The following is a 21,424-nucleotide window of genomic DNA, read 5'->3' as shown; positions in this document are numbered from 1 at the left end:
GACAAGTATTGGCGGGCGGCGGGTTTCGACCCCATACAGGACATCGCAATGCCACAGAAACTTCTCCAGAAGCGGTCCTCATGATATGGTCTGATTCCGGTGCAGTCCACGCCGCCCCCCTCCGCTGGGAAAGTAGATATCATACAGGACACGTTGTGAACCCAGCCACTGTTCGGGCAAAAGCAAAAGGAGGGATTGCTGATATAGCTCGCACTGGAAGGGTATTATGAAGCTCTCAGCACCAATCTATCACCTTAAACGCACCGCCAAGCAGCTTGCGCGTAACGAGGGAATTGAACTCAATGCTGCACTTGAGCGCATTGCCATAGCGGAAGGCTTCAAGAGCTGGAGCCTGCTAGCGGCCAAATATGCCTTAAGTTCATCGGCGTCCAAGCTGTATGCCGGCCTGAAACGTGGCGACATGATGCTTATAGGGGCACGTCCTGGACAGGGGAAAACCCTCCTGACTTTGGAGATTGTCGTAGAGGCCTTGAAGCACGGCAAACAGGGCATGTTCTTCACGCTTGAGTACACCGAGGCGGAGGTCGAGGAGCGCATGTCCTCGATAGGTATCAGGACCAAACAAATCGACGATGGGTTCAAACTTGACTGCTCAGACGATATTTGTGCTGACTACATCATGGCCAAAGCAGGCTCAGCCGAGCCCGGCACTGTGGTGGCAATAGACTATTTGCAGTTGATGGATCAGAAGCGGACCCACCCGCCACTGGCCGAGCAGATATCTGCACTGAAGTCTTTCGCGGAGGACAAGGGCCTGGTGTTCCTCCTCATTTCCCAAATTGCTCGCACCTATGATCCAGCCACCAAGCCAATTCCCGATCTGGCAGACATCAGGCTGCCCAATCCCCTAGACATGACCTTGTTCACCAAGGCCCACTTCATTGGCAATCATTCGGCCTAATCAGGGGCCGTTCGTAATTCATTGTGTCGAGCCGCGGGGCATCTTATCCTGCGGTTCCTACGTCCGCATCCTGAACTCTGTGCTCAGGAGCGGACGGACCGCAATCCCCCCTATTCCGACTCCAATAACCCGAGGCCGAAGATCGGGGCGAAGCGCTCCAGCACTTCGTCGATAATTTCAGGATTGAGCTTTTCCTTGAACGTGCCGCCGCGCTCTCGATAGTCGAAGGAGCGGACTTGATCCACCTGGATGATGCCCGTCGTCTCTGTCCCTGCACCCAATAGGGTGACGGCGAAACCGGTGGTGCGGGACGCCCGGCCGACCGTGGTTATCGGCGCGAAAAAGGCAAAGCCGGTCGCGCGGTTGAACTTGAATGCCGACAAGCAAAGGGCGGGGTGTTTCCCCGCCTGCTCTTTGCCCGCCGAGGGCGACATATTCAGCCACCAGATTTCCCCTGGTGCGGGGACCGTGTTGCCTACCAAATCTCACGCCCCACGGGAGCTGCGTTCTGCCATGCGCGCTCTTCATCGGTCATTGGTGCGTCGGGGCTGGTATGGTTCAACAACTCATCAAGGGTATATTTCGGCTGGCGAACACGAGGAGCGGGCTTTGCCGGTTCGACCGCTTCTATGATCATCCTGCCGTCATCGACCGACACGGAAAGCTCTGTGCCTTGCATGTAGCCGAGCGCTTTGCGAACCGCTGCCGGCACCGTCATGACGAGGGAGCCGCCCGCTGGCTTCAACGACGTTTTCGCCCTGATTTCCGCGTTCATTTCGCGGACGCGCTTAACCGTCATCGGTCGCTCCTTGGAAAAATATCGGACTATATATAACATTTTTGGCCTTGCGTTTCAATGCGGTCCCACCCCAAATCTCCTTAGCGCTGGCGCGGAACCGGCAAGGCGGGCTATGCCTTATGTCCGGGCGGTCATTACCGAGCACAAGGATCATCCCCATGAAGTGGCGTGGCAGGCAGCAGAGCTCCAATATCGAGGATCGGCGCGGACAGACCGGGGGCGGTCTGGGCGGCGGGATGGGCGGCAGTCCCTTTGGCCGGGGCGGCGGCGGTATCCGTATTCCCACGGGCGGGCGCTCGGGCGGTGGTATTGGCGGGGTGATCGGCATTGTCGTCATTCTGGGAATTATCTGGTTTGCCACGGGGCAGAACCCGATCGACATTCTGAGCGGCGGCAGCTCGGGCGTGCCAACGCAATCGGCGGCGCCATCGTCCTCGTCACTGCCGGCCAGCGGTCAGCAAGACGATCTGCGCGATTTTGTCGGCGTGGTGGTCAAGGAAACCGAGGATTTGTGGACCGAAGTGTTCGCCAATTCCAATCAGCAATATCCGGCGCCGGCCGTGGTGCTGTTTACGGGCCAAGTCAATACGGCCTGCGGCGGCGCCGATGCGCGGACGGGGCCGTTTTATTGCCCGGGCGACCAGAAGGTCTATATCGACCTCAGCTTTTATGACCAATTGCGCGACCAGTTCGGCGCGCCGGGCGATTTCGCGCAGGCCTATGTGCTGGCCCATGAAGTGGGCCACCATATCCAGAACATTACCGGGGTGCTGCCAGAGTTCAACCGCCGCCGGCAGTCCATGAGCCAGACCGACGCCAATGCCTATTCGATCCGCATCGAATTGCAGGCCGATTGCTATGCCGGGGTGTGGGCCAATTATGCCGGGCAGCAGAATATCGTGGAGCAGGGCGATTTCGAGGAGGCACTGAACGCGGCCGACCAGATCGGCGACGATACACTGCAAAAGCGCATGCAGGGCTTTGCCGTGCCCAAGACGTTCAACCACGGCACGTCGGCGCAGCGCAAGACGTGGTTCGAGCGGGGGTATCAATCGGGCAATCCGGGCGATTGCGATACGTTCTCGGGGAACGTGTAGGGGGTATCGGAGTACTCCCTCCTAGCCTCCCCCTGACAGGGGGAGGGACCGCTCCGCTCTTGGGTGGTATCGGCTTTAGGCTGCGGGTTTCACGAATTCGGGCCGTTGTTCCAGGCCCTTTTGTGCACGGACATGGTTGAGGAAGCGCGTGAAGAGGTAATGGCTGTCGCGCGGGCCGGGGCTGGCTTCGGGGTGGTATTGCACCGAGAAGATGGGCTTGCCATCGACCGAAAGGCCGGCATTGGACTGGTCGAATAGCGAGATATGGGTCTCGGTGACGCCGGCGGGCAGGCTGGCCTTATCGACGGCAAAGCCGTGGTTCATCGAGGTGATTTCCACCTTGCCGGTGGTCAGGTCCTTGACCGGATGATTGGCGCCGTGATGGCCCTGATGCATCTTGGAGGTGGTGCCGCCAAGGGCCAGGCCGAGCAATTGGTGGCCAAGGCAGATGCCGAAGACCGGCTTGCCGGTTTCCATCAGCTTCTGGATGGTGGGAACGGCATATTTGCCGGTCGCGGCCGGATCGCCGGGGCCGTTGGAGAGGAAAATGCCATCGGGATTGTGCGAGAGCACATCGGCCGTCGTGGCGGTGGCCGGAACGACGGTGACGCGGGCGCCCTGATCGGCGAGGCAGCGCAGGATATTGCGCTTGGCGCCGTAATCGATGGCGACGATGTGGAAATCGGGCTTATCGAGCTTGCCGTAGCCCTCGTTCCATTTCCAGCCGGTCTGGTCCCAGTGATAGGTCTGGGCGGTGGTGACTTCCTTGGCCAGGTCTAGCCCTTCAAGGCCGGGGAAGGCGTTGAGTTCGGCCAGAATGGAGGGCTCGTCGAAATAGCCGTCCTCGGCATGGGCGATGACGCCATTGGGCATGCCATGCTCGCGGATCTGTGCGGTCAGGGCGCGGGTGTCGATGCCGGTAATGCCGATAATGTTACGCTTCTTGAGCCAGGCGTCGAGCTTTTCGGCCGCACGGTAATTGGACGGGTTGGTGATGTCGGCCTTGAGCACGACGCCGCGGACGCCGGACAGAGCGGCCATATTGACCGTCTCGATGTCTTCGTCATTGGTGCCGACATTGCCGATATGAGGGAAGGTGAAGGTGATGATCTGGCCCGCATAGGAGGGGTCGGTCAGCACTTCCTGGTAGCCCGTCATGGCGGTATTGAAACAGACTTCGCCGGCGGCGTGGCCGACAGCGCCGATACCGCGGCCTTCCAGACGCGTTCCGTCTGCCAGGATCAAAAGTGCGGTCGCGGGGGATTGCTGCCAGCCGGTCACGGTGGGCCTCCAAGGTCAAGTTTCGTGGTCGCGCGAGACATCCGCCAAAGTTGGGTAACTTTTCCGGGCTGCGCGCAATGATGTCGATTGAGGCCTCGTATTAGAAGCCCATGGCCGCCAGCGCAAGTGGCGCAAGGCGCTTATTGTGCCTATATGGGCCACGAAAAACAAAAGCCAAGAGGACAAAAACCCATGCGCGAAGAGATCAGCGAAGGACTCAAGACCGCTCTCAAGGCGCGCGATCTGCGGCGTACGGCGACGCTGCGTGCCATCAATGCGGCGATCAAGGACAAGGATATCGCCATCCGCCAGGAGAATCGCGGGCCGGCGACGAATGAGGAAATCCTGTCCATCGTACAAAAGATGGTGAAACAGCGCGAAGAGAGCTTTGCCATTTATGCGCAGGCCGGGCGCGCGGACCTGGCGACGGTGGAAAAAGAAGAGATCGACATCCTCAACGAGTTCCTGCCCAAGGGGCTGAGCGAGGACGAAGTGGACGCGGCCATCCTGGCGGCGATCGCAGCGACCGGTGCGGCCGGCGCCAAGGACATGGGCAAGGTGATTGCGCAGTTGAAGGCGGATTATCCGGGGCGGATCGATTTTGGCCGGGCGAGTGGGAAGGTCAAGGCGGCGTTGAGCGCTTAAGCCACCAGTCTCGGGCCGGGCGCGTGGATGCGGTTGCGGCCGGCGGATTTGGCTTTGTAGAGGGCTTCGTCGGCGTCGCGGAGCAGGGTTTCGAAACTGTCGCCATCGACGCCGCTAATGGCGACGCCGGCGCTGACCGTGGCTTCGATGGCGATGCCGGCCAGTTCCTGCGCGGCGCGGATTCGCTCGGCCACCGCAGCGGCCGAGCGTTGCGGCAGGCCGGTCAGTACGACGCAGAATTCCTCGCCGCCCAGCCGGGCGGCAGCGTCGGTGGGGCGGATGCCATCGCGGATCAGGCCGGCAAAATCCTGCAATACGCAATCGCCCACGGCGTGACCGAGACGGTCATTGATGGCCTTGAAGTGATCGAGGTCGAACATGATGACGGCGGCGCCCGGTTCGAGGCTCCTGCTGCCGTGGGCGTCGAACAGGGCGCGGCGATTGAGCAGGCCGGTGAGCGCATCGGTCATGGCCTCGCTGCGATGCTGGCGCGCGGCGCGGGAATGGTTGAGCGTCAGCGACAGCGCGCCAATGCCGGTGAGGCCGACAATGGCTATTATGGAATTGATGTCCTCGGCCCAGTTTTGCGGGCGGGCGGTCAGCACGAACTGGCCATTGACCAGCAGGACGAGGCCGCAGAGCACGAAGGACAAGGCGCTAATTGCGTAGAGCGCTGCATTGAGGGTCAGCGGCAAGGGCGCTTCCTTGCGGCCCCGCCAATATTCATAGGCGGCCAGCGCCAGAAGCTGGGCAATGCCGAAATTGGCCGCGGCCGTGGCGATGCCGGAATAGTTCAGCGCAAAGATGATGCTGGTGACGCCAATGGTGGATGAGCCCAGGGCAAACACTTTGGGGATGGAGATCGTGCCGGTGCGGAACTGGACGGCGCCGGCATAGATGAAGGTGAAGCCCGCCATGAGCAGGGCAAAGGACATGAGTTGCACGGCCGGCACATATTGCTCGAGCATGCTATAGGCGATGACCCCGAACACGATCAGAGCCATGCCGATGGACCAGCTCAGCAAATAGCTGTCCTGGCGCGACACCATCCAGCTGACCAGCAGGGTAACCGTGAGCGCCGCGCTGGAAAACCCGATGGCCGTCAGGAAAGAAATCTGATCGAGAATCATCGACGCGTCCCAAACCGTCCGGCCACTTGTACCGGTTTGGCGCGACTATGCCGCCGACAGGATTAAGGTATGGTCACCAGAGGGTTATCGGGAATAGGCCAGTTCACTCCTGCGGGGCGCCTTGCGCACAAGACGTTTGGCTGCGTGGCTGACCGGTCTGTTCCCGCTGCTCCAGGCAAGCGCATTGCGCCTCATAGACAGCGGCTTCGCTTGGAGTCAGTTTTTGCCGCGATTGCAGGAGTTCAAGTTGCGAGCGGCACAGCAGTGAATCGGGAGCGGGGCTGGCGGCGAATGCGGGCATGGCAAACGGGGCAAGGACTGCCAGACCCAATAGTATTTGTTTCATTGCAGCCTCGAGGGATGACGATGGCGCGTCATCGGCCGGGATCGTGACCGATTGGTGGCAACGCGCGCAGCGGTCCCTAGAGGCCAGGGCCTTGCCAACCACCGGCTCCCGATGGTGGGGTGGGGCATTTGAAGGGCAGGAAGGTGCTGGCCGTGCCGGCATTCATCAGGGCGATGGTCAGCGCGTTGGCGATGTCGATTTCCTGATTTGAGCGCGGGCAGATATCGGCGGGAATGGTACAGCCGCCGGCAATGAAATTCTCGTTGCCCGCGATGAAGGCGTAGTTCATCTGCTCGCTGCCATAAGTGTCCAAGGCCTGTGCCCAAGCTGCCTCATAGGCATGGCATTTCTGCTCGACCCAGCCGGATTGCTCCTGTCCCATGGCGGGCGCTGTCACAGCAAGGCAGAGGGCCAGAACTGTCGCAGATGTTCGCATCGATCAGGCTCCCGCCGGAACCGGCGGGGTGGTGCCGGCGCGCAGTTCCCAGGCGTAGGAGAACACGGCAACCAATACGGCCAGCAGCAGGGCGGCAGTGCCGATCAGCGGCAGGTTCTGATAGCCGAAGCCGTTTTCGAGCAGGGTGGCGCCCAGCACGGCGGCGATGGCGATGCCGATATTGAAGCCGGTGGGGATGAGCGCTGAGGCCAGATTGGGTGCGTCGGCGGCCCAGGCGAGGACGCGCGACTGCACCGGCGAGCCGAAGGCGAAGTTCACCCCGCCCCAGGCGATAACGGCAATGGCCATGACGATGGGGAAAGGGCTGACGAAATGCAGCGTGGTGAACATGGACGCCTGCAGGGCCAGGATGACGATGAGCGAGGGCATCAGCTTCCAATCGGCGAGACGCCCGCCGATGAATACGCCGATGGTGGAGCCCACGCCATAGAGCAGCAGCACCCAGGGCAGAACGGCCTGATCGAGCCCGGTCACCTCGAGCAGGAGCGGAGCGATATAGGTGAAAAGGCTATATTGGCCGATCATCACCAGGATGACGATGAGCAGGGAGGTGACGATCTGCTGGCGGCCCAGCGCCTTGAATTCGCGCATGAAACTGCCGCTGGTAGCGGTGTTGCCGGCCTTGGCGGGCAGGAAGAGCGCGGTGACTATGGTGGCAATCAGACCAAGCGCGCCGACGGCCCAGAAGGTGGCGCGCCAGCCAAAGGCATTGCCGATGGCGGTGCCGCCGGGCACGCCCAGAATATTGGACACGGTGAGGCCGGACAGGATCAGCGCGACGGCAAAACCGCGCTTGTCATCGGGCACGAGATTGACCGCGACGATGGCGGCAATGCCGAAATAGGTGCCGTGTACGACCGAGACCAGCACGCGCGCCACCATGAGCAATTCGAAACTGGGGGCGATGGCGCAGAGCGCCTGGCCCAGCGTGAAGACGCTGCCGAGCAGGATGATCAGCGTCTTGCGCGAGAGTTTCTTGGTGGCGACGGCCAATAGCGGGCCGCCAATGGCGATACCGATGGCGTAGCCGGTGACCAGATAGCCGGCGATTGGGATGGTGACGCCCAGGCCGTTCGCTACTTCGGGCAAAACGCCCGCGATGACGAATTCGGCCGTGCCGAATGCGAAGGCCGCAAGGAACAGGGCGATAAGGGGCAGGGACATGACTCAAACCGCCGCGGCGGGCCTCGATTGAGCTGGGGAGAAACCACAGCATCAGCGCGCGGGCAACCGACAAATTGCGGGGCGGGGTTTAGTTTTTGTCGGGGGCGGAAATTGACCTTTCGGCCTTTGCGCGGTACCATCTCGGCCATGAACAGGATTTTGCGCAGCGCAACCGCTTCCACCACCACCCATTTGCGGTGGCTGGCCGGCGCATGAACTAATCCCTGTTCATAGACTTCGAACCAACCCCGCCGGATACGAGCGGGGTTTTTTGTGCCCGGCGTATCCGTATTTTTGAGGATGCGACCATGCCCAAAAATAACCTAAACAGCATAGCCGAGCGTGCCCTTGCCGCGGCACGCAAGTCGCTGGCGAGCCATTTTGACGGCGCCGCCCTGGCCTTCGTATCCGGCTCGATCATACGCGGAGCAGGTACTCCGGCGTCGGATATCGACCTTGTCGTGGTGTATGCCCGGCTCGAACGGGCGTGGCGGGAATCTTTCATCGAGGACGGGTTTCCGGTCGAGGCTCTTGTGCACGATCGGCAGACGCTCGCTTACTATTTCGATCAAGATGCGAAAAACGGTCGCCCGATTATGGCGCATATTGTGGCCACCGGGATCATCATTGGTGTTGATGCTGATCTGGCACATTCTATTCAGACTGAAGCCGCTGCTATCCTTGCCCGTGGGCCAATGCCGCTGGCGGGACCGGGCTATGACCGGCTGCGTTATCTGGTGAGCGATCTTGCTGACGATTTGCGCGGAGACCGGCCAGCGGCGGAGATATCGGCGATAGCGGCGCAGCTCTATCAACAACTGGCCGACCTGATGCTGCTGGGGCGTGGCACATGGTCCGGCAATGGCAAATGGGCGCCGCGCTTGCTGTTGAAACTGGATGCGGGCCTGGCCCAGGCATTCGAGAGTGCTTTCCGGCAGGCGGTTACAGGAAACAGCGCGCCGCTGCTTGCCCTCGCCGATGCGGAATTGGCGCGGCACGGCGGCCATTATTTTGCGGGATATCGGCAGGACGCGCCGCTGGACGCCCGGCTTGCCGGCTAAGGGATGGTAGCTAGTCGTAACCCGATGATCGCGCTAGACTTCCCGAGGGACAGAGGCGGCGAGTCCGCTGGTTGGAGGTTGCGATGACGGTTTCGGCTGATACGAAAAGACGATTTGCCTTTGCGACGGGCCTGCGTGGTGTGCTCATGCTGCTGGCAGGGCTCTACGCGATTATCTGGCCGGCGCAGGCGCTGACCGTGCTGGTGCTGGCAGGCGGAATCCTGTTGATCATCGATGGCGCGCTGGGGTTGTGGAGCCTGACCTTTGGTGGCGGCAAGAGCGGCAATTACTGGTTTGACGTGATTGCCAATGCGCTGTCGCTGATCCTGGGTGTGTTGATCCTGATCAGTCCGCTGATTGCGACGATTCTGACCGTGACCTTCATGTCGACGCTGGTGGGCATCGCTGCGCTCATCGTGGGCATCATGCAGATCGTGGTGGTGACGCGGGAGCGCGAACTTTATGCGCGGATCTGGCCGGTCGTGCTGTCGGGCGTGTCCTATGTGCTGCTTGGGCTGGTGTTCCTGTTTTTCCCGCTGCTCAGCGCTTCCATCGGGGTGATCCTGGGCGGGATATTGCTGGTGTTTTTCTCGTTCGGCCTGTTTGGCTGGGCCTGGCGGCTCTACCAGCGTAGCAAGGCGGCCTAACGATAGACGACCGCGACGCCGGCGACACTTTCATCCTGCCGGTAGATCTGGACGCCGTTGGGCAAGGTGAGGGCGATTGTCGCTGGGCCATCCCAGCGCGGGGCCAAATCGGCGGCGGCGCCGATGGAGAGGAAGCTCGCGACATCGTCGGGCAGGGTGTCGCCACCGGGGATCAGCGCGGCCTGGGTATTGGCGCCGGTGGTGGCCCCGCAATTGCGCGAGAAGACGATGAGATCGAAGGCGCTGTCCGGCGAGGGCAGGCGCGCGTGCTGAATCGTCTCGCAAGAGGGCAACAGGCTTGACGCGTACCAGAGCAGGCCGCCGACAAGCAGCGCCGGGACTGTGGTAAGGGCGATCAGGGTGCGGAGCTGGAATTTGTTGGTGGGGGCCAAGGGGTGGTCCGAAAGTCCGGTTGGTTGCGGGGCAATGCACAATATCGAACTCGGCGCAGGCCGTCGCGGGTGGCGTTAAGCCCAGCCGAACGCTTGACTTTGTGCGTGCACTATGAGTACGTAACGTGAACATTTGGCGGATAGCGGGGGATCATGACCGGGTTGGATTGGCGTCGCGCTTTGGTTCGCCTGGCCACTATGCTGGTTGTCATCGCGGTCGTTTCCGGCTGCGTCTCTACCCGCGCGCCAGTGGTATTAACGGCTTCGTTTGACGCCCAGGCCGCTTCATTCATCAATGCCAGCGGGCGGGCCAAAGTCAGCGGACAGGCCTTTGTGCGCCGCAACAATGGCAAGTTGTTGCGGGCGGTAGGTACGGATGTGTTCCTCATTCCGCGGACGGCCTATGCGGACGAGCGCATCGCGGCGCTTTACGGCAGTCGCAACCAGTTGCGCTGGGGTGTGCGAATGCCTGACGCCGATCCACTTTATGAGCAGTATATGCGCAAGACTGTCGCCAGTTCGGGCGGCTCGTTCAGCTTTGATCGTGTGGCGGATGGAGAATATTACGTGGTCGCGATGATCCACCTGCCAAGCGAGGTGTCGTTCAACCAGTTTCCCATCCTCGAACGGGTCAATGTGCAAAACGGCAAGAGCGTGCGGCTGGTGATGCGGGGATATTAAATCGAGCACACTATGGCGTCGGCCAGCCAGTGGATAAGGGGGATAAGCCCGCACAGCGAGGTGACTTGGATTAAGTAAATGCTTACTTACTCTTGATGCGCTTTTCCGATCAGTTCCTCGATGAGATCCGTCAACGCCTGCCGATTACGCAGGTGGTGGGCGAGCATGTCATGTGGGACAAGCGCAAGAGCCAGCCGGGCAAGGGGGACATGTGGGCCTGTTGCCCGTTTCATGGCGAAAAGAGCCCCAGTTTTCATGCCGATGACCGGCGCGGCATCTATCATTGCTTTGGCTGTGGGGTTTCGGGCGATCATTTCCGGTTTTTGACCGAAAAGGCCGGGATGAGCTTTCCCGAGGCGGTGGAAAAGCTGGCCGGAATGGCCGGGGTGCCCATGCCGGCGCGCGACGAGCGGCAGGAAAAGCGCGAGGCCGAGCGCAAGAGCCTGACCGATGTGATGGAGCTGGCCACCAAATATTTCGAGGCGGCGCTGGTGCATAATATCGGGGCGCGAGCGCGGGGCTATCTGCTCGAGCGCGGCGTTTCGGCGCAGAGCCAGACGCGGTTCCGCATCGGTTTTGCGCCCGATAGCCGCAATGGGCTCAAGGAACATCTGGCGGCCAATGGCGTATCGGCGCAGGACATGATCGACACCGGCATGGTGGCGACCCGCGAAGGCGATCCGCTGCCCTATGATCGGTTCCGCAATCGGGTGATGTTCCCGATCATGGATTTCCGCGGGCGGGTGATTGCGTTTGGCGGACGCGCGCTGTCAGCGGATGTGCCGGCAAAGTATTTGAACTCGCCCGAGACCGAACTCTTTCACAAGCGGCAGACGCTCTACAATGGTCAGGCGGCGCGTCAGGCGGCGCGCGATGGCAAGACAGTGATTGTCGTCGAAGGCTATCTGGACGTGATCGCGGCGGTGTCGGCGGGCTTTGAGGGCACGGTGGCGCCGCTGGGTACGGCGCTGACCGAGGAGCATCTGCAATTGCTGTGGCGCATGAGCGATGTACCGGTGCTGTGCTTTGACGGCGACAAGGCGGGGCTGAAGGCCGCCGAGCGGGCGGCCGATATCGTGATGCCCCATCTCAAACCCGGGCAGACGGTCAAGATCGCAACCTTGCCCGAAGGCCAGGACCCCGACGATCTGATCAAGGCGCAGGGGCGGCAGGCCTTTGCCGATGTGATCGATCGGGCACGCAGCTTGTCCGACGTGATCTGGAGCATGGAAACGGGCGGCCTCGTGCCTGAGGCGCCCGAAGAACGTGCGGCCCTGCAGGCGCGGTTGCGCGAGCGGGCCAATTCGATCCAGGACAGCTCGGTGCGGTTTCATTATGCCCAGGCGTTCGACGAAAAGCTCAAGGCGTTTTTTACGCCGTCGCGGCAGGGGCGGTTCGAGCCGCGTGGTGGACGGCCGGCCTATGGGCAGGGCCGCAATTACGGGCAGAGCGGGGCCTATGGTTATCCGGGGCGTGGCACGCCGCGGCTGGTCGTGTCGGACACTTTGCGCAATTCGCGGCTGCTCAAGCCCGGCGCGGGACCGGATGCGACACCGCGCGAGGCGGCGATCATATTGAGCCTGGTCAATCACCCGGGATTGGTCGACGACAAGTTCGAAATCCTGGCGGCGCTCGATTTCGATACGCCTGCCGCGCAAAAAGTGATGGGCGAGATTTTGAGCCTTGTGGTGCGCCATCACGACATATCTTCAGATGACCTGCGGGCGGCATTAGGCGTGCGGGGCCATGGGCCTGCGCTGGACCGGATGGCCGAATTATTGCGCGCCCAGGGGGTGTGGCAAATCTCGTCGGAGATCGCCCAGCCCGACACCGAGATAGGATTGAGTCACGCGCTGGCCTTGCATAACAAGAAAGTTCAGCTAAATAGGGAACTCAAGGCAGCCGAAGCGGCGCTGGGCGAAGACCCAAGCGAAGAAACCTTTGAAAGGCTGCGGGACATCAAGAACCAGATTACGACTGTCGATGGCACAGAGGCATTGATCGAAGGGTTTGGCTCGTTATCGGGGCGCGCGACACGCAGTTTTTAGAGGCAACTCTGAAAACCGGCGAGTTCGCGCGATTTTGCGTATGGCACTACGCAAAGTTTTTCCATGCGAGCCGGGTATTCAGGCGAAAGTTAACGCTTGGGTTACCAAACCTTTACCTTGCCTTGAGGTGTCACCACTTAAAGCCTTTAGCGGAACCCGGGCGCTGACGGGTCCCGACGGAGTACCAGATGGCCACCAAGGCAGCTACCAAGACCACCAAGGAAAATGAGAAGCCGGAAGCCGGCGCCCCGGAGGCGACGAACGACAGCCCGCTACTCGACCTTTCCGATGCCGCCGTAAAAAAGCTGATCAAGGTCGCCAAGAAGCGCGGCTACGTCACCTATGAAGAACTCAACGCGGTCATGCCATCGGAGGAAGTGTCCTCCGAGCAGATCGAGGACTTCATGTCCATGTTCTCGGACATGGGCATCAACGTCGTGGATGAAGACGAGGTCGAAGAGACCGAAGTCGAGAAGGACGAGGAAGACCAGGGCCAGGAAGTGGCCACATCTTCTTCCAGCACGGCGGTTTCGACCACCTCGAACACCAAGGCCGGCGCCGACCGCACCGATGATCCGGTGCGCATGTATCTGCGCGAAATGGGCTCGGTGGAACTGCTCAGCCGCGAAGGCGAAATCGCCATCGCCAAGCGCATCGAGGCCGGTCGCGAGACCATGATCGAAGGCCTGTGCGAGAGCCCGCTGACCTTCCAGGCCATCATCATCTGGCGCGAACAGCTCGCCCAGGGCGAAATCCTGCTGCGCGATATTATCGATCTGGAAGCCACCTATGCCGGCCCCGACGCCAAGCAGGCGGCGCCCGATATGTCGCAGGCCTATCTGCAGCCCAAGCCCGAAGTCGTGGCCGAAAAGCCCAAGCCGGCTCCGGCGCCCAAGCGCGCGTCGTCCGGCGAGGATGACGATTACGTGCCCGAGGAGCCGCAGGCCCCACAGGACCCGGTCGAGGAAGAAGACGACGAGTTCGAGAACGCGCTGTCGCTGTCGGCGATGGAAGCCGAGCTCAAGCCGCAGGTGGTGGAGACGTTCGATCGCATCGCCAATGCCTATGGGCAGATGCGCGAAATCCAGGACCGGCACGCCGAAGACCGCAGCGCCACCGTGTCCGATGCCGACCGCAAGAAGATCGAAGCGTTCCGCGGCGAAGTGATTGCCGACGTCAAGTCGCTGTCGCTCAATGCCGGCCGTATCGAAAACCTGGTCGAGCAGCTCTACGACATCAACAAGCGCCTGGTGAAGCTGGAAGGGCGCCTGCTGCGCCTGGCCGAAAGCTATGGCGTCAAGCGCGAGAAGTTCCTCGAGAACTATTACGGCCAGGAAGTGAACCCGGCCTGGGAAACCGAGCTTGCCAGTTTCGAAGGCAAGGGCTGGGCGGAATTTGCCAAGCGCGAAGCCGACACGATCCACGAAATCCGTGGTGACGTGGCGACGCTGGCGACCGAAGCGGGCCTCAATATCGGCGAATACCGCCGCATCGTGCACAAGGTGCAAAAGGGCGAACGGGAAGCTGCCATCGCCAAGAAGGAAATGGTGGAAGCCAACCTTCGCCTCGTGATCTCGATTGCCAAGAAGTACACCAATCGCGGCCTGCAGTTCCTGGATCTGATCCAGGAAGGCAATATCGGGCTGATGAAGGCCGTCGATAAGTTCGAATATCGCCGCGGCTACAAGTTCTCGACTTATGCGACCTGGTGGATTCGCCAGGCGATCACCCGTTCGATCGCCGATCAGGCGCGCACCATCCGTATTCCGGTGCATATGATCGAAACGATCAACAAGATCGTGCGTACGTCGCGCCAGATGCTGCATGAAATCGGCCGCGAACCGACGCCTGAGGAACTCAGCGAAAAGCTGCAGATGCCTTTGGACAAGGTCCGCAAGGTGCTCAAGATCGCCAAGGAACCGATCAGCCTTGAAACGCCAATCGGCGACGAGGAAGATTCCAACCTGGGCGATTTCATCCAGGACGTGAATGCGATCCAGCCGATCGACGCGGCGATCCAGTCCAACCTGCGCGAGACCACGACCCGCGTGTTGGCGTCGCTGACGCCGCGCGAGGAACGCGTGCTGCGCATGCGCTTCGGCATCGGCATGAACACCGATCATACGCTCGAAGAAGTGGGCCAGCAGTTCTCGGTGACCCGCGAACGCATCCGCCAGATCGAGGCCAAGGCCCTGCGCAAGCTCAAGCACCCCAGCAGGAGCCGCAAGCTGCGGAGCTTCTTGGATAATTAAAGCCTTTGGCAGAAGGAGCGAACGATGAAGATCAAGATCATCGTCCACGAAGCTGAGGAAGGTGGGTTTTGGGCGGAAGTGCCGGCCATTCCCGGTTGCGTGAGCCAGGGTGAAACGCTTGAGGAACTGGACGACAATATCCGGGAAGCCATCGTTGGCTGCCTGGCTGTTGATCCTGAAACGACAACGGACGGTTTCGAGCGCGAGCTGGATATCGCTGTATGAGATCAATCTCCGGCCGCGAATTTGCGCGCATGATCGAGCGCCGCGGCTGGACCCTGCTTCGGATCAATGGCAGCCATCACATCTATGGGCTGGCTGGAAGTCCGGTGCGCATATCGCTGCCCATTCACGGCAACACACCACTCAAGGCCGGCTTGCTTCGGCACCTGGCAAAACTGGCGGGTATTGCCGATGACGAGCTTAGATAGCAAACCCCGCCTCAAGGTCACCTCCATCCGTGCCATTGTGCCGTTCAAGCTGGTGGTGAGCTTTTCCGATGGGTCGAGCGGCACGTTTGATGCGGCGGGCATGATCGGGGAGCGCGGCGAGGGGACGGAACCTTTGCGGGAGCGGCGGTTTTTTGGCATGGTCGAGCTGGCCAATGGCGTGCCGACCTGGCCGAACCATTTCGATATTTCGCCAGGCTGGCTGCGCGAGGAAATGGAAAAGCGCGGCGAACTGATATTGCCTCTGCCCGTTCGGCGCAGGCGCTAAGGTTGTGTGGATAGTTAGGTGATGGAGGCCTGCAAATAGTGATTTTCTGCGCTTCCGGTGCTCACGTACGAAAAGTATGCTCCGCTCCGGTTCTCGAAAACCACCATTTTCGGCTCTCCCTGACCTAACTCTCCACACAACCCTCAGACAAGACCAGACAAGAATAGGGAGAGCCCAGAATGTCGTTTTTGAAGAGACTTTTCGGTGGTGGCAGCAGCGAGAGCGTCCCGGCCGGCGACAAGGTGCTGGGCGAAGAGGGCTATAAGGACTTTCTGATCAAGGCCATCGAAATGCGGGCGGGCAGCGAATTGCAGTTGGCCGGAATTATCGAAAAGAGCGTTGGCGGCGAGCTCAAGACTTACCGTTTCGTGCGGGCCGACCGCATGAGTTCAAAGGATGACCTGGTGGCATTGGCCTTCAACAAGGGCCGCCAGATCATCGATGAGCAGGGCGAGCGCATTTTTAGTTAGCCGGCACAGTTACAACAGCTTTCATAACGGGCGGCCCGCCATTCGGCGATGGCCGCGCGTTTGCTTTCAGGAGTTACCATCATGGCCAAGAAGCCAACCGCGCGTAATGAATTCGTGATGTTCGACATCGTCTATGAAGACGGCAGCCAGCGTTCCAACCGCAAGGTGGATGCCAATCTGCTGGGCGGGCTGGATGGCGACGAGCCGGCGCGCGCCGCCATCATGGAACAGGATCGGGCGATCTCGGAAAAGTCTGGGCTGCCGCCGCTGCAGATCAAGTCGATCAAACGCTCCGGGAAGTAATGCCCGGCAGGCTTTTTCACGGGCGAGGTTTCTAGCCTGCGGACATCCCGGGACGGCGGACGGCACGGAGCTTGCCGCTGCTGCCGCCGCCGCAGAAAAAGCGGCCGGCGCCGTCGGATTCGAGGCCAGAAATGCCCATGCCGTCGGGCATTTCGAGAATTTCCAGCACTTCGCCGGTTTGCCGGTCAATGTGGCGCAATTCGCTTTTGTCATCCTGCCAGGTGGCGTGCCAGAGTTCGCCATCGGCCCAGGTGACGCCGGTGACGAAACGGTTGGATTCGATCGTGCGCAGGATTGCGCCGGTTTCCGGGTCGATCTGGTGGATCTTGCGGCCGCGATATTCCCCGACCCAGAGCGTGCCTTCGGCCCAGGCAAGCCCGGAATCGTGGCCGCCGCCGGGCGCGGGGATGGAGGCGAGCACGCGGCCAGTGGCCGGATCGATCTTGTCGATGCGGCTTTCGGCAACCTGGAAGATGTGCTGGCCATCAAAGGCGGTTCCGGCATAGGCGGCGGCATCGATCGAGCGGACCGGGAGGCCGCTATCGGGATCGACGGCGTTGATCTTGTCGCCCGAGGCGAACCAGACGTTGCGGCCGTCAAAGGTGACGCCGTGAACGTCGTTTATGCCCGGATAGGGGCCGTATTCGCTCAGGATTTCGGCGGTCGTGGTTTTCATGATGCTGTCTCTTTGGTTGTGCCTGGCCAAAACCTAGCCGCCGGGCAGCGGGCCTGGGAGTAACAAGATTGTCGGGAAACCGGGAATGGAGGGCGTGACCCAGCGCAGCGCCCGGCCACGGCCGAATGATTGCGCCTTGCCATCTGCTGCCAGCTCTTCAAGCGCGCGCTGCACAGTGCGGGCACTGGCGCCCAGCGCTATCGCGAGGGCGGAACTGGACCAGGCCTCGCCATCGGCAAGCAAAGCGAGGACAGCGGCGTGGCGCTCTTCGAGGGGCGGCGCCAGCAGGATGACGTCGCGCTGGTGAGTCGGCTGCAGCACGAAGCCGCTTTTGGTTGCGATCACTCCGGCCAAGGGGCGGAGCAGGGCGCGCAGGCGGCCGATTTCGACGCGAAGGCGGGCGCGGTGGGATTCATCGGCGTGCCTGGCGCCAAAGGCGCGGATGAGCAGTCGGTCCCGCGTGACATCGTGCGGCCAGGCTCCGGCGAGGGTGCGGGCCAATGCGAACAGCACCGGGCGGGTGGCAAGGGAGATTACAATCTGCGGGCCGCGCACCACATTGCGGCTGGCATCCACGATCAAGGCGTCCGAGGCCAGCAGGGCTTCGATTTCTTCGATGTGCAGGATGCGTTGCTCGTCGCGGACAATCAGGCGGGCGGCCGGAGCGTCGAGCATGGCGGAAGCGTTCTCGACTTCCGCCAAAAGCGCAGCAATGCCCGAATGGCGGGCGGCAAGATGGGCGCGGGCAAGGGCGGCACGCGCGGCAGTTGCCTGCAGGCGTCGCATGGCGATGCCGGCAATGATCATCTCTTGGGCGGCAATGAGGGCAGGGGGCAGCGGCGCAGGAGCAAGGGCGCCCAGTTGACTTTCGGCCTCGTCCAGACGGCCGAGCAGGAGCAGGCGGCGCACTTCGAGGTGGAGCGCGTGGGTCGCATTGATGTGGTCGCCGCGGGCCTCGAGCGTGGTGCGTGCCTTGGCGAGTGCCGCTTCGGGCCAACCCAGATCGCGCGATACGAAGGCGATTTCGGCTTCGGCGACAATGCAGCGGGCACGGGCGATGGCCTCGCCGGGGCCGAAGGCGCGAGCAGCGCTTTTCAGCAGTGTCTTGGCGCGGGGGAAGTCGCCAAGCTGCGCCATGGCGATGCCGCGCAGGGCCAGCGCCGGGGCGTCATCGCGCAGGGCGACGCGCTTGAGTGCGCCGAGGATGTCACCGGTCGCCAGCGCCCGCGCGGCGGCTGCGATCAGGGCGTCCATTGAAATCCCGCCACACTTGTAACTCCCACCCTTGGCCGTTCCGATCCTAGCCTTGTCGCATCGAAACGGCCAAGCACAGGAGAATTGCAATGCCGGACATTCTGCACAGGATTGGTATCAAGTCGGCTTCCACCCAGGAAGCCTATGCGGCGCTCAACACCATCGAGGGCCTTGCCGGCTGGTGGACGAACGACACGCAGGGAGACACCGAGGTCGGGGGCGAATTGCGGTTCCGCTTCGGTGCGGCGGGCGGCTTCGACATGAAGGTGCTTGAGCTCGAACCGGGCAAACGGGTGCTCTGGGAAGTAATCGACGGGCCGGCCGAGTGGATCGGCACCAGGATCAGTTTCGATCTCAAGCAGGAAGATGACTACGCGATCGTCCTGTTCAAGCATATGGGCTGGAAGGAGCCGGTGGAGTTCATGCACCACTGCAGCACCAAGTGGGGCACTTTCCTCATGAGCCTCAAGGCCCTGATCGAAACGGACAAGGGCCAGCCGCATCCCCATGACGTGTTGATCGACAATTGGAAGTAAGTCCAACCGGGAGATGAGAGATGATACCCGCACCGTTCCATTTCGAGAATATTACCCGCGAGGCCTGCATCCACCCCGATGTCGAGGCTGAAATAAAGGCGGCGCGCCGCCGGGAGGGTGACAAGCATAGCCCCAGGGGGCTGCGTCCCTTGGCGGCATTGGTCCAGCGACTATTGCCCGAGCCACGGGCGCGGCATGACTGGTCTGGCACACCCGCGGAATAGGTTTCGGGAGGCCGATAGCCTTGCCTGCAGGGCAATGAACCCAGGAGCATTGCATATGCACGTGGTTACCCCAGCGCCTTGTCCACTGCCGGTTTCACCACCGTGCCATACAGCTCAATCGCTTTCATGACCTTGTCGTGGGGCAGGGTGCCGACGCTGAATTGCAGGCCGAAGCGGTCGTGTTTGAACCATTCGTGCTGCATCAGGATCTTGTCGATGACTTCCTGGGGAGAGCCCATGAAATAGGCGCCATTGGGGGTGGCGCCGGCGTCGAACTGGGCGCGGGTGGTGGGCGGCCAGCCGCGTTCCTTGCCGATGCGGCTCATGGCTTCGCTATGGGCGGGGAAGGCGATGTCGCGGGCATCCTGGCTGTCGGCGGCGATGAAGCCATGCGAACTGATGCCGACGGGCAGAGCCTTGGGATCGCGGCCGGTCTTTTCGGCGGTCTCGCGGTAGAATTCGACCAGGGGCGCGAATTGGCGCGGTTGGCCGCCGATGATGGCAATCATCAGGGGCAGGCCATAATAGGCGGCGCGGGCCACCGAATTGGGGGTGCCGCCGACGGCGATCCAGAGCGGGAGCGGTTGCTGCACCGGCACGGGATAGATGGCGATGCCGGGAATGGGCTTGGTATGGGCACTGCCCGGCCAGGTGACCTTGCCGCCTTCGCGGATCTTGAGCAGCATTTCGAGCTTTTCCTCGAACAGCGCGTCGTAATCGTTGAGGTCGAGCCCGAAGAGCGGGAAGCTCTCGATGAACGAGCCGCGGCCCGCCATGATCTCGGCGCGGCCATTGCTGAGATTATCGAGCGTGGCGAATTGCTGGTAGACGCGGACCGGATCTTCCGAACTCAGCACCGTTACGGCGGTGGAAAGGCGGATCGACTTGGTGCGGGCGGCTGCAGCGGCCAGGATCGTGACGGGCGCCGAGGCGGTGTAATCTGGGCGGTGGTGTTCGCCTAGACCATAGAAGGATAGGCCAAGCTGGTCGGCCAGTTCGATTTCTTCGAGCAGGTCCTTGAGGCGCTCGGCGGGGCTTTGCAGGCGGCCGCCATTGAGCGGGTCGGGGGTATTTTCGGCGAAGGAATAGAGTCCGAGTTCCATGGTGGCCTCCTGTGTTGGAGTACACATGGCCCGGTGGCGCTGCGGGATCAAGAACGCACATGGGTGTAACTGCGGGTGGGTCTGGTGGTTGCGGCGGCAGACCCCTCACCCGTCTCGGCCGTTGGCCGATCCACCCTCTCCCTCAAGGGGCGAGGGTTGGTACGGTGGCTCGCTTACCTCTGAGCCTTCCTTCTCCCCTTGAGGGAGAAGGTGCCCGAAGGGACACCGAATTCGCGAAGGCGAATTTCGGTTGGGATGAGGGGTCAGCGATCTCTCAGAACACGCTGGCGTCAGACGTTGCTGCCTGACGGGGTATAGGCCCAGGGCGATGCGGGGGTCTGGACGGGCTCGGGGTCTTTCTCGCCGGCGGCTTTGTGGATTTCGGCGACGAGGGCGGGGGCGAGCTTGAGTTTGCTGGCCAGGGCATCGAGATAGGCGCGCTCGGCGGCGGTGTCGGCCGTGATGGCGATGAGGGAGGCCGCGTAGATTTCGGTGGCATGCTCGGGCGTGTCGGCGCGGGCAGCAACGGCGTTGATATCGAGCGGGCTCGAGAGTTCATCGAACACCCAGGCTTTTTCCTCGGCGCTGAGGGACATGCCTTCGAGCTTGGTGAAGATGGCTTCCTTTTCCTCGGCGTCGATGCGGCCATCGGCCTTGGCGGCGGCGATCATGGCGCGGACCAGGGACTTGCCGAGTTCTTCCTGGGCATTCTGGTCGGCCGGGGCGGGAATGAAGGCGTCCTGCGACGGTTGCTGGGCAGGCGCGGCGCCGGGCTGGTTTTGCTGGTAATTCTGCCAGGCCTTGTAGGCGAGGCCGCCAACGGCCGCTACGGCACCGATCTTGACGGCGTTGCCGGCCAGCTTGCCGAGCCCTCCGCCGCTGAGCAGCATGCCGGCGGCGAGGCCCGCGGCACCCGTCATGGCGGTCCGCTGAGTGTTCTTGTCGGTCTGGAGGGCTTTGACGATCTGATCGATGTTGAACATTGGCGTTCCCTTGTTGTTGTCCCGGGACGGAGATGGGCATCGAATGCGGCAGTCGCAAGGCGCAAGGAAAGGCCCCGGACGTGCCGGGGCCTTTTTATGCCATCGGAGGGAGGGCCGAGGGCATGAGAGCAATCGTTGTCACATCGCCGGGGCAGGCGTTGCCGGATCAGTTGCCGGGGCCGGAGCGGTCGGTTCGGCAGCAGGAGCCGGGGTCGCTGGTTCGGCCGCTGGGGCGG

26 protein-coding genes are annotated in these 21,424 nt (G+C 61.9%); 15 read left to right on the top strand and 11 right to left on the bottom strand.

Annotated features, from left to right (window positions below; translation table 11 throughout):
* The first annotated feature begins 226 nt into the window (after positions 1-226).
* Positions 227-922 carry a DNA helicase gene (locus FF80_RS14215; RefSeq protein WP_035101730.1) on the top strand — a complete coding sequence of 232 codons (696 nt, stop codon included), beginning with the start codon at positions 227-229 and terminating at the stop codon, positions 920-922.
* A 110-nt stretch (positions 923-1,032) separates the two neighbouring features.
* Here the strand turns inward: FF80_RS14215 and FF80_RS14210 are convergent, their stop codons facing one another.
* Together FF80_RS14210 and FF80_RS14205 are read right to left on the bottom strand one after the other, a co-directional pair.
* Complete coding sequence (locus FF80_RS14210; RefSeq protein ID WP_280113909.1) at positions 1,033-1,404, bottom strand: type II toxin-antitoxin system PemK/MazF family toxin; 372 nt, start codon at positions 1,402-1,404, stop codon at positions 1,033-1,035.
* A complete protein-coding gene (locus FF80_RS14205) occupies positions 1,398-1,721 on the bottom strand; it encodes an AbrB/MazE/SpoVT family DNA-binding domain-containing protein (RefSeq protein WP_052153600.1) in 324 nt (107 codons plus the stop codon). The genes FF80_RS14210 and FF80_RS14205 overlap by 7 nt, the downstream gene beginning before the upstream one ends.
* Before the next feature lie 158 nt (positions 1,722-1,879).
* On the opposite strand from FF80_RS14205, the gene FF80_RS14200 reads away from it, so the two are divergent.
* Entirely contained in the window at positions 1,880-2,818 is a 939-nt protein-coding gene (locus FF80_RS14200) for a neutral zinc metallopeptidase (protein ID WP_035101727.1), read from the top strand.
* Between the two features lie 75 nt (positions 2,819-2,893).
* Here FF80_RS14200 and carA read toward each other — a convergent pair whose 3' ends face one another.
* Positions 2,894-4,099 (bottom strand): glutamine-hydrolyzing carbamoyl-phosphate synthase small subunit, encoded by a 1,206-nt coding sequence (gene carA / locus FF80_RS14195; protein WP_035101725.1) that lies wholly within the window; start codon positions 4,097-4,099, stop codon positions 2,894-2,896.
* A 192-nt stretch (positions 4,100-4,291) separates the two neighbouring features.
* Between carA and FF80_RS14190 the strand changes: the two genes are divergently transcribed.
* Positions 4,292-4,744 (top strand): GatB/YqeY domain-containing protein, encoded by a 453-nt coding sequence (locus tag FF80_RS14190; protein WP_035101724.1) that lies wholly within the window; start codon positions 4,292-4,294, stop codon positions 4,742-4,744.
* Here the strand turns inward: FF80_RS14190 and FF80_RS14185 are convergent.
* From FF80_RS14185 to FF80_RS14175, 3 genes are all read right to left on the bottom strand, one after another.
* Complete coding sequence (locus tag FF80_RS14185) at positions 4,741-5,874, bottom strand: GGDEF domain-containing protein (RefSeq protein ID WP_035101722.1); 1,134 nt, start codon at positions 5,872-5,874, stop codon at positions 4,741-4,743. The genes FF80_RS14190 and FF80_RS14185 overlap by 4 nt on opposite strands.
* 422 nt (positions 5,875-6,296) lie before the next feature.
* A complete protein-coding gene (locus tag FF80_RS14180) occupies positions 6,297-6,656 on the bottom strand; it encodes a hypothetical protein (protein WP_152558389.1) in 360 nt (119 codons plus the stop codon).
* 3 nt (positions 6,657-6,659) lie between these two features.
* Positions 6,660-7,841 carry an MFS transporter gene (locus FF80_RS14175; protein ID WP_035101715.1) on the bottom strand — a complete coding sequence of 394 codons (1,182 nt, stop codon included), beginning with the start codon at positions 7,839-7,841 and terminating at the stop codon, positions 6,660-6,662.
* A gap of 308 nt (positions 7,842-8,149) precedes the next feature.
* Here FF80_RS14175 and FF80_RS14170 point away from each other — a divergent pair, with 308 nt between their 5' ends.
* Together FF80_RS14170 and FF80_RS14165 are read left to right on the top strand one after the other, a co-directional pair.
* On the top strand, positions 8,150-8,902 hold the full coding sequence (locus FF80_RS14170) for a nucleotidyltransferase domain-containing protein (RefSeq protein WP_035101708.1): 753 nt from the start codon (positions 8,150-8,152) through the stop codon (positions 8,900-8,902).
* An 83-nt stretch (positions 8,903-8,985) separates the two neighbouring features.
* On the top strand, positions 8,986-9,549 hold the full coding sequence (locus tag FF80_RS14165) for a DUF308 domain-containing protein (RefSeq protein ID WP_052153599.1): 564 nt from the start codon (positions 8,986-8,988) through the stop codon (positions 9,547-9,549).
* Here the strand turns inward: FF80_RS14165 and FF80_RS14160 are convergent.
* The gene (locus FF80_RS14160; RefSeq protein WP_035101705.1) at positions 9,546-9,941 is read right to left on the bottom strand and encodes a hypothetical protein; all 396 of its coding nucleotides are present in this window, start codon (positions 9,939-9,941) and stop codon (positions 9,546-9,548) included. The two genes, FF80_RS14165 and FF80_RS14160, sit on opposite strands and share 4 nt — an antisense overlap.
* Positions 9,942-10,094: 153 nt before the next feature.
* Here FF80_RS14160 and FF80_RS14155 point away from each other — a divergent pair, with 153 nt between their 5' ends.
* The 8 genes from FF80_RS14155 (at position 10,095) to FF80_RS14120 (ending at position 16,412) form a co-directional block, all read left to right on the top strand.
* Positions 10,095-10,622, top strand: a complete 528-nt coding sequence (locus FF80_RS14155) for a hypothetical protein (protein WP_035101703.1) — start codon at positions 10,095-10,097, stop codon at positions 10,620-10,622.
* A gap of 95 nt (positions 10,623-10,717) precedes the next feature.
* Complete coding sequence (dnaG, locus tag FF80_RS14150; RefSeq protein WP_035101700.1) at positions 10,718-12,670, top strand: DNA primase; 1,953 nt, start codon at positions 10,718-10,720, stop codon at positions 12,668-12,670.
* 188 nt (positions 12,671-12,858) lie between these two features.
* Positions 12,859-14,922 carry an RNA polymerase sigma factor RpoD gene (rpoD, locus tag FF80_RS14145; RefSeq protein WP_035101698.1) on the top strand — a complete coding sequence of 688 codons (2,064 nt, stop codon included), beginning with the start codon at positions 12,859-12,861 and terminating at the stop codon, positions 14,920-14,922.
* Between the two features lie 24 nt (positions 14,923-14,946).
* Positions 14,947-15,147, top strand: a complete 201-nt coding sequence (locus FF80_RS14140; protein ID WP_035101697.1) for a type II toxin-antitoxin system HicB family antitoxin — start codon at positions 14,947-14,949, stop codon at positions 15,145-15,147.
* Complete coding sequence (locus FF80_RS14135; RefSeq protein ID WP_035101694.1) at positions 15,144-15,353, top strand: type II toxin-antitoxin system HicA family toxin; 210 nt, start codon at positions 15,144-15,146, stop codon at positions 15,351-15,353. The genes FF80_RS14140 and FF80_RS14135 overlap by 4 nt, the downstream gene beginning before the upstream one ends.
* Positions 15,337-15,639: a DUF2442 domain-containing protein gene (locus FF80_RS14130; protein ID WP_035101691.1), complete on the top strand. Its 303-nt coding sequence runs from the start codon at positions 15,337-15,339 to the stop codon at positions 15,637-15,639. Before FF80_RS14135 ends, FF80_RS14130 begins: the two co-directional genes overlap by 17 nt.
* Positions 15,640-15,818: 179 nt before the next feature.
* Positions 15,819-16,109 carry an HlyU family transcriptional regulator gene (locus FF80_RS14125; protein WP_035101687.1) on the top strand — a complete coding sequence of 97 codons (291 nt, stop codon included), beginning with the start codon at positions 15,819-15,821 and terminating at the stop codon, positions 16,107-16,109.
* Positions 16,110-16,190: 81 nt separating this feature from the next.
* The gene (locus tag FF80_RS14120) at positions 16,191-16,412 is read left to right on the top strand and encodes a hypothetical protein (protein ID WP_035101685.1); all 222 of its coding nucleotides are present in this window, start codon (positions 16,191-16,193) and stop codon (positions 16,410-16,412) included.
* Positions 16,413-16,443: 31 nt separating this feature from the next.
* On the opposite strand, the gene FF80_RS14115 is transcribed toward FF80_RS14120, so the two are convergent.
* A complete protein-coding gene (locus tag FF80_RS14115; protein WP_035101682.1) occupies positions 16,444-17,088 on the bottom strand; it encodes a PQQ-binding-like beta-propeller repeat protein in 645 nt (214 codons plus the stop codon).
* A 33-nt stretch (positions 17,089-17,121) separates the two neighbouring features.
* On the bottom strand, positions 17,122-18,342 hold the full coding sequence (locus FF80_RS14110; protein WP_035101679.1) for a hypothetical protein: 1,221 nt from the start codon (positions 18,340-18,342) through the stop codon (positions 17,122-17,124).
* 89 nt (positions 18,343-18,431) lie between these two features.
* Between FF80_RS14110 and FF80_RS14105 the strand changes: the two genes are divergently transcribed.
* Both FF80_RS14105 and FF80_RS14100 read left to right on the top strand, forming a co-directional pair.
* The gene (locus FF80_RS14105) at positions 18,432-18,878 is read left to right on the top strand and encodes an SRPBCC domain-containing protein (protein ID WP_035101676.1); all 447 of its coding nucleotides are present in this window, start codon (positions 18,432-18,434) and stop codon (positions 18,876-18,878) included.
* A 20-nt stretch (positions 18,879-18,898) separates the two neighbouring features.
* A complete protein-coding gene (locus FF80_RS14100) occupies positions 18,899-19,102 on the top strand; it encodes a hypothetical protein (RefSeq protein WP_035101673.1) in 204 nt (67 codons plus the stop codon).
* Positions 19,103-19,167: 65 nt separating this feature from the next.
* On the opposite strand, the gene FF80_RS14095 is transcribed toward FF80_RS14100, so the two are convergent.
* Positions 19,168-20,205 carry an LLM class flavin-dependent oxidoreductase gene (locus FF80_RS14095; RefSeq protein WP_035101670.1) on the bottom strand — a complete coding sequence of 346 codons (1,038 nt, stop codon included), beginning with the start codon at positions 20,203-20,205 and terminating at the stop codon, positions 19,168-19,170.
* 290 nt (positions 20,206-20,495) lie between these two features.
* Entirely contained in the window at positions 20,496-21,188 is a 693-nt protein-coding gene (locus tag FF80_RS14090; RefSeq protein WP_081917451.1) for a tellurite resistance TerB family protein, read from the bottom strand.
* Between the last annotated feature and the right edge of the window lie 236 nt (positions 21,189-21,424).

The sequence above is a fragment of the Devosia sp. LC5 genome (genome assembly GCF_000735585.1).
Lineage (GTDB): Bacteria > Pseudomonadota > Alphaproteobacteria > Rhizobiales > Devosiaceae > Devosia.
Note: the sequence above shows the minus strand (reverse complement) of the source record. Positions and strands in the feature narration are given on the sequence as shown.

Bases quoted from the DNA above. Each gene is read 5' to 3' on its own strand.
- FF80_RS14205 (WP_052153600.1), bottom strand. From the start codon at position 1,721: ATGACGGTTAAGCGCGTCCGCGAAATGAACGCGGAAATCAGGGCGAAA.
- FF80_RS14130 (WP_035101691.1), top strand. From the start codon at position 15,337: ATGACGAGCTTAGATAGCAAACCCCGCCTCAAGGTCACCTCCATCCGT.
- FF80_RS14090 (WP_081917451.1), bottom strand. From the start codon at position 21,188: ATGTTCAACATCGATCAGATCGTCAAAGCCCTCCAGACCGACAAGAAC.
- FF80_RS14170 (WP_035101708.1), top strand. From the start codon at position 8,150: ATGCCCAAAAATAACCTAAACAGCATAGCCGAGCGTGCCCTTGCCGCG.
- FF80_RS14135 (WP_035101694.1), top strand. From the start codon at position 15,144: ATGAGATCAATCTCCGGCCGCGAATTTGCGCGCATGATCGAGCGCCGC.
- FF80_RS14215 (WP_035101730.1), top strand. From the start codon at position 227: ATGAAGCTCTCAGCACCAATCTATCACCTTAAACGCACCGCCAAGCAG.
- FF80_RS14120 (WP_035101685.1), top strand. From the start codon at position 16,191: ATGGCCAAGAAGCCAACCGCGCGTAATGAATTCGTGATGTTCGACATC.
- FF80_RS14155 (WP_035101703.1), top strand. From the start codon at position 10,095: ATGACCGGGTTGGATTGGCGTCGCGCTTTGGTTCGCCTGGCCACTATG.
- dnaG (WP_035101700.1), top strand. From the start codon at position 10,718: ATGCGCTTTTCCGATCAGTTCCTCGATGAGATCCGTCAACGCCTGCCG.
- FF80_RS14140 (WP_035101697.1), top strand. From the start codon at position 14,947: ATGAAGATCAAGATCATCGTCCACGAAGCTGAGGAAGGTGGGTTTTGG.
- FF80_RS14125 (WP_035101687.1), top strand. From the start codon at position 15,819: ATGTCGTTTTTGAAGAGACTTTTCGGTGGTGGCAGCAGCGAGAGCGTC.
- FF80_RS14115 (WP_035101682.1), bottom strand. From the start codon at position 17,088: ATGAAAACCACGACCGCCGAAATCCTGAGCGAATACGGCCCCTATCCG.
- FF80_RS14165 (WP_052153599.1), top strand. From the start codon at position 8,986: ATGACGGTTTCGGCTGATACGAAAAGACGATTTGCCTTTGCGACGGGC.
- FF80_RS14110 (WP_035101679.1), bottom strand. From the start codon at position 18,342: ATGGACGCCCTGATCGCAGCCGCCGCGCGGGCGCTGGCGACCGGTGAC.
- FF80_RS14180 (WP_152558389.1), bottom strand. From the start codon at position 6,656: ATGCGAACATCTGCGACAGTTCTGGCCCTCTGCCTTGCTGTGACAGCG.
- FF80_RS14175 (WP_035101715.1), bottom strand. From the start codon at position 7,841: ATGTCCCTGCCCCTTATCGCCCTGTTCCTTGCGGCCTTCGCATTCGGC.
- FF80_RS14100 (WP_035101673.1), top strand. From the start codon at position 18,899: ATGATACCCGCACCGTTCCATTTCGAGAATATTACCCGCGAGGCCTGC.
- rpoD (WP_035101698.1), top strand. From the start codon at position 12,859: ATGGCCACCAAGGCAGCTACCAAGACCACCAAGGAAAATGAGAAGCCG.
- FF80_RS14095 (WP_035101670.1), bottom strand. From the start codon at position 20,205: ATGGAACTCGGACTCTATTCCTTCGCCGAAAATACCCCCGACCCGCTC.
- FF80_RS14105 (WP_035101676.1), top strand. From the start codon at position 18,432: ATGCCGGACATTCTGCACAGGATTGGTATCAAGTCGGCTTCCACCCAG.
- FF80_RS14185 (WP_035101722.1), bottom strand. From the start codon at position 5,874: ATGATTCTCGATCAGATTTCTTTCCTGACGGCCATCGGGTTTTCCAGC.
- FF80_RS14190 (WP_035101724.1), top strand. From the start codon at position 4,292: ATGCGCGAAGAGATCAGCGAAGGACTCAAGACCGCTCTCAAGGCGCGC.
- FF80_RS14200 (WP_035101727.1), top strand. From the start codon at position 1,880: ATGAAGTGGCGTGGCAGGCAGCAGAGCTCCAATATCGAGGATCGGCGC.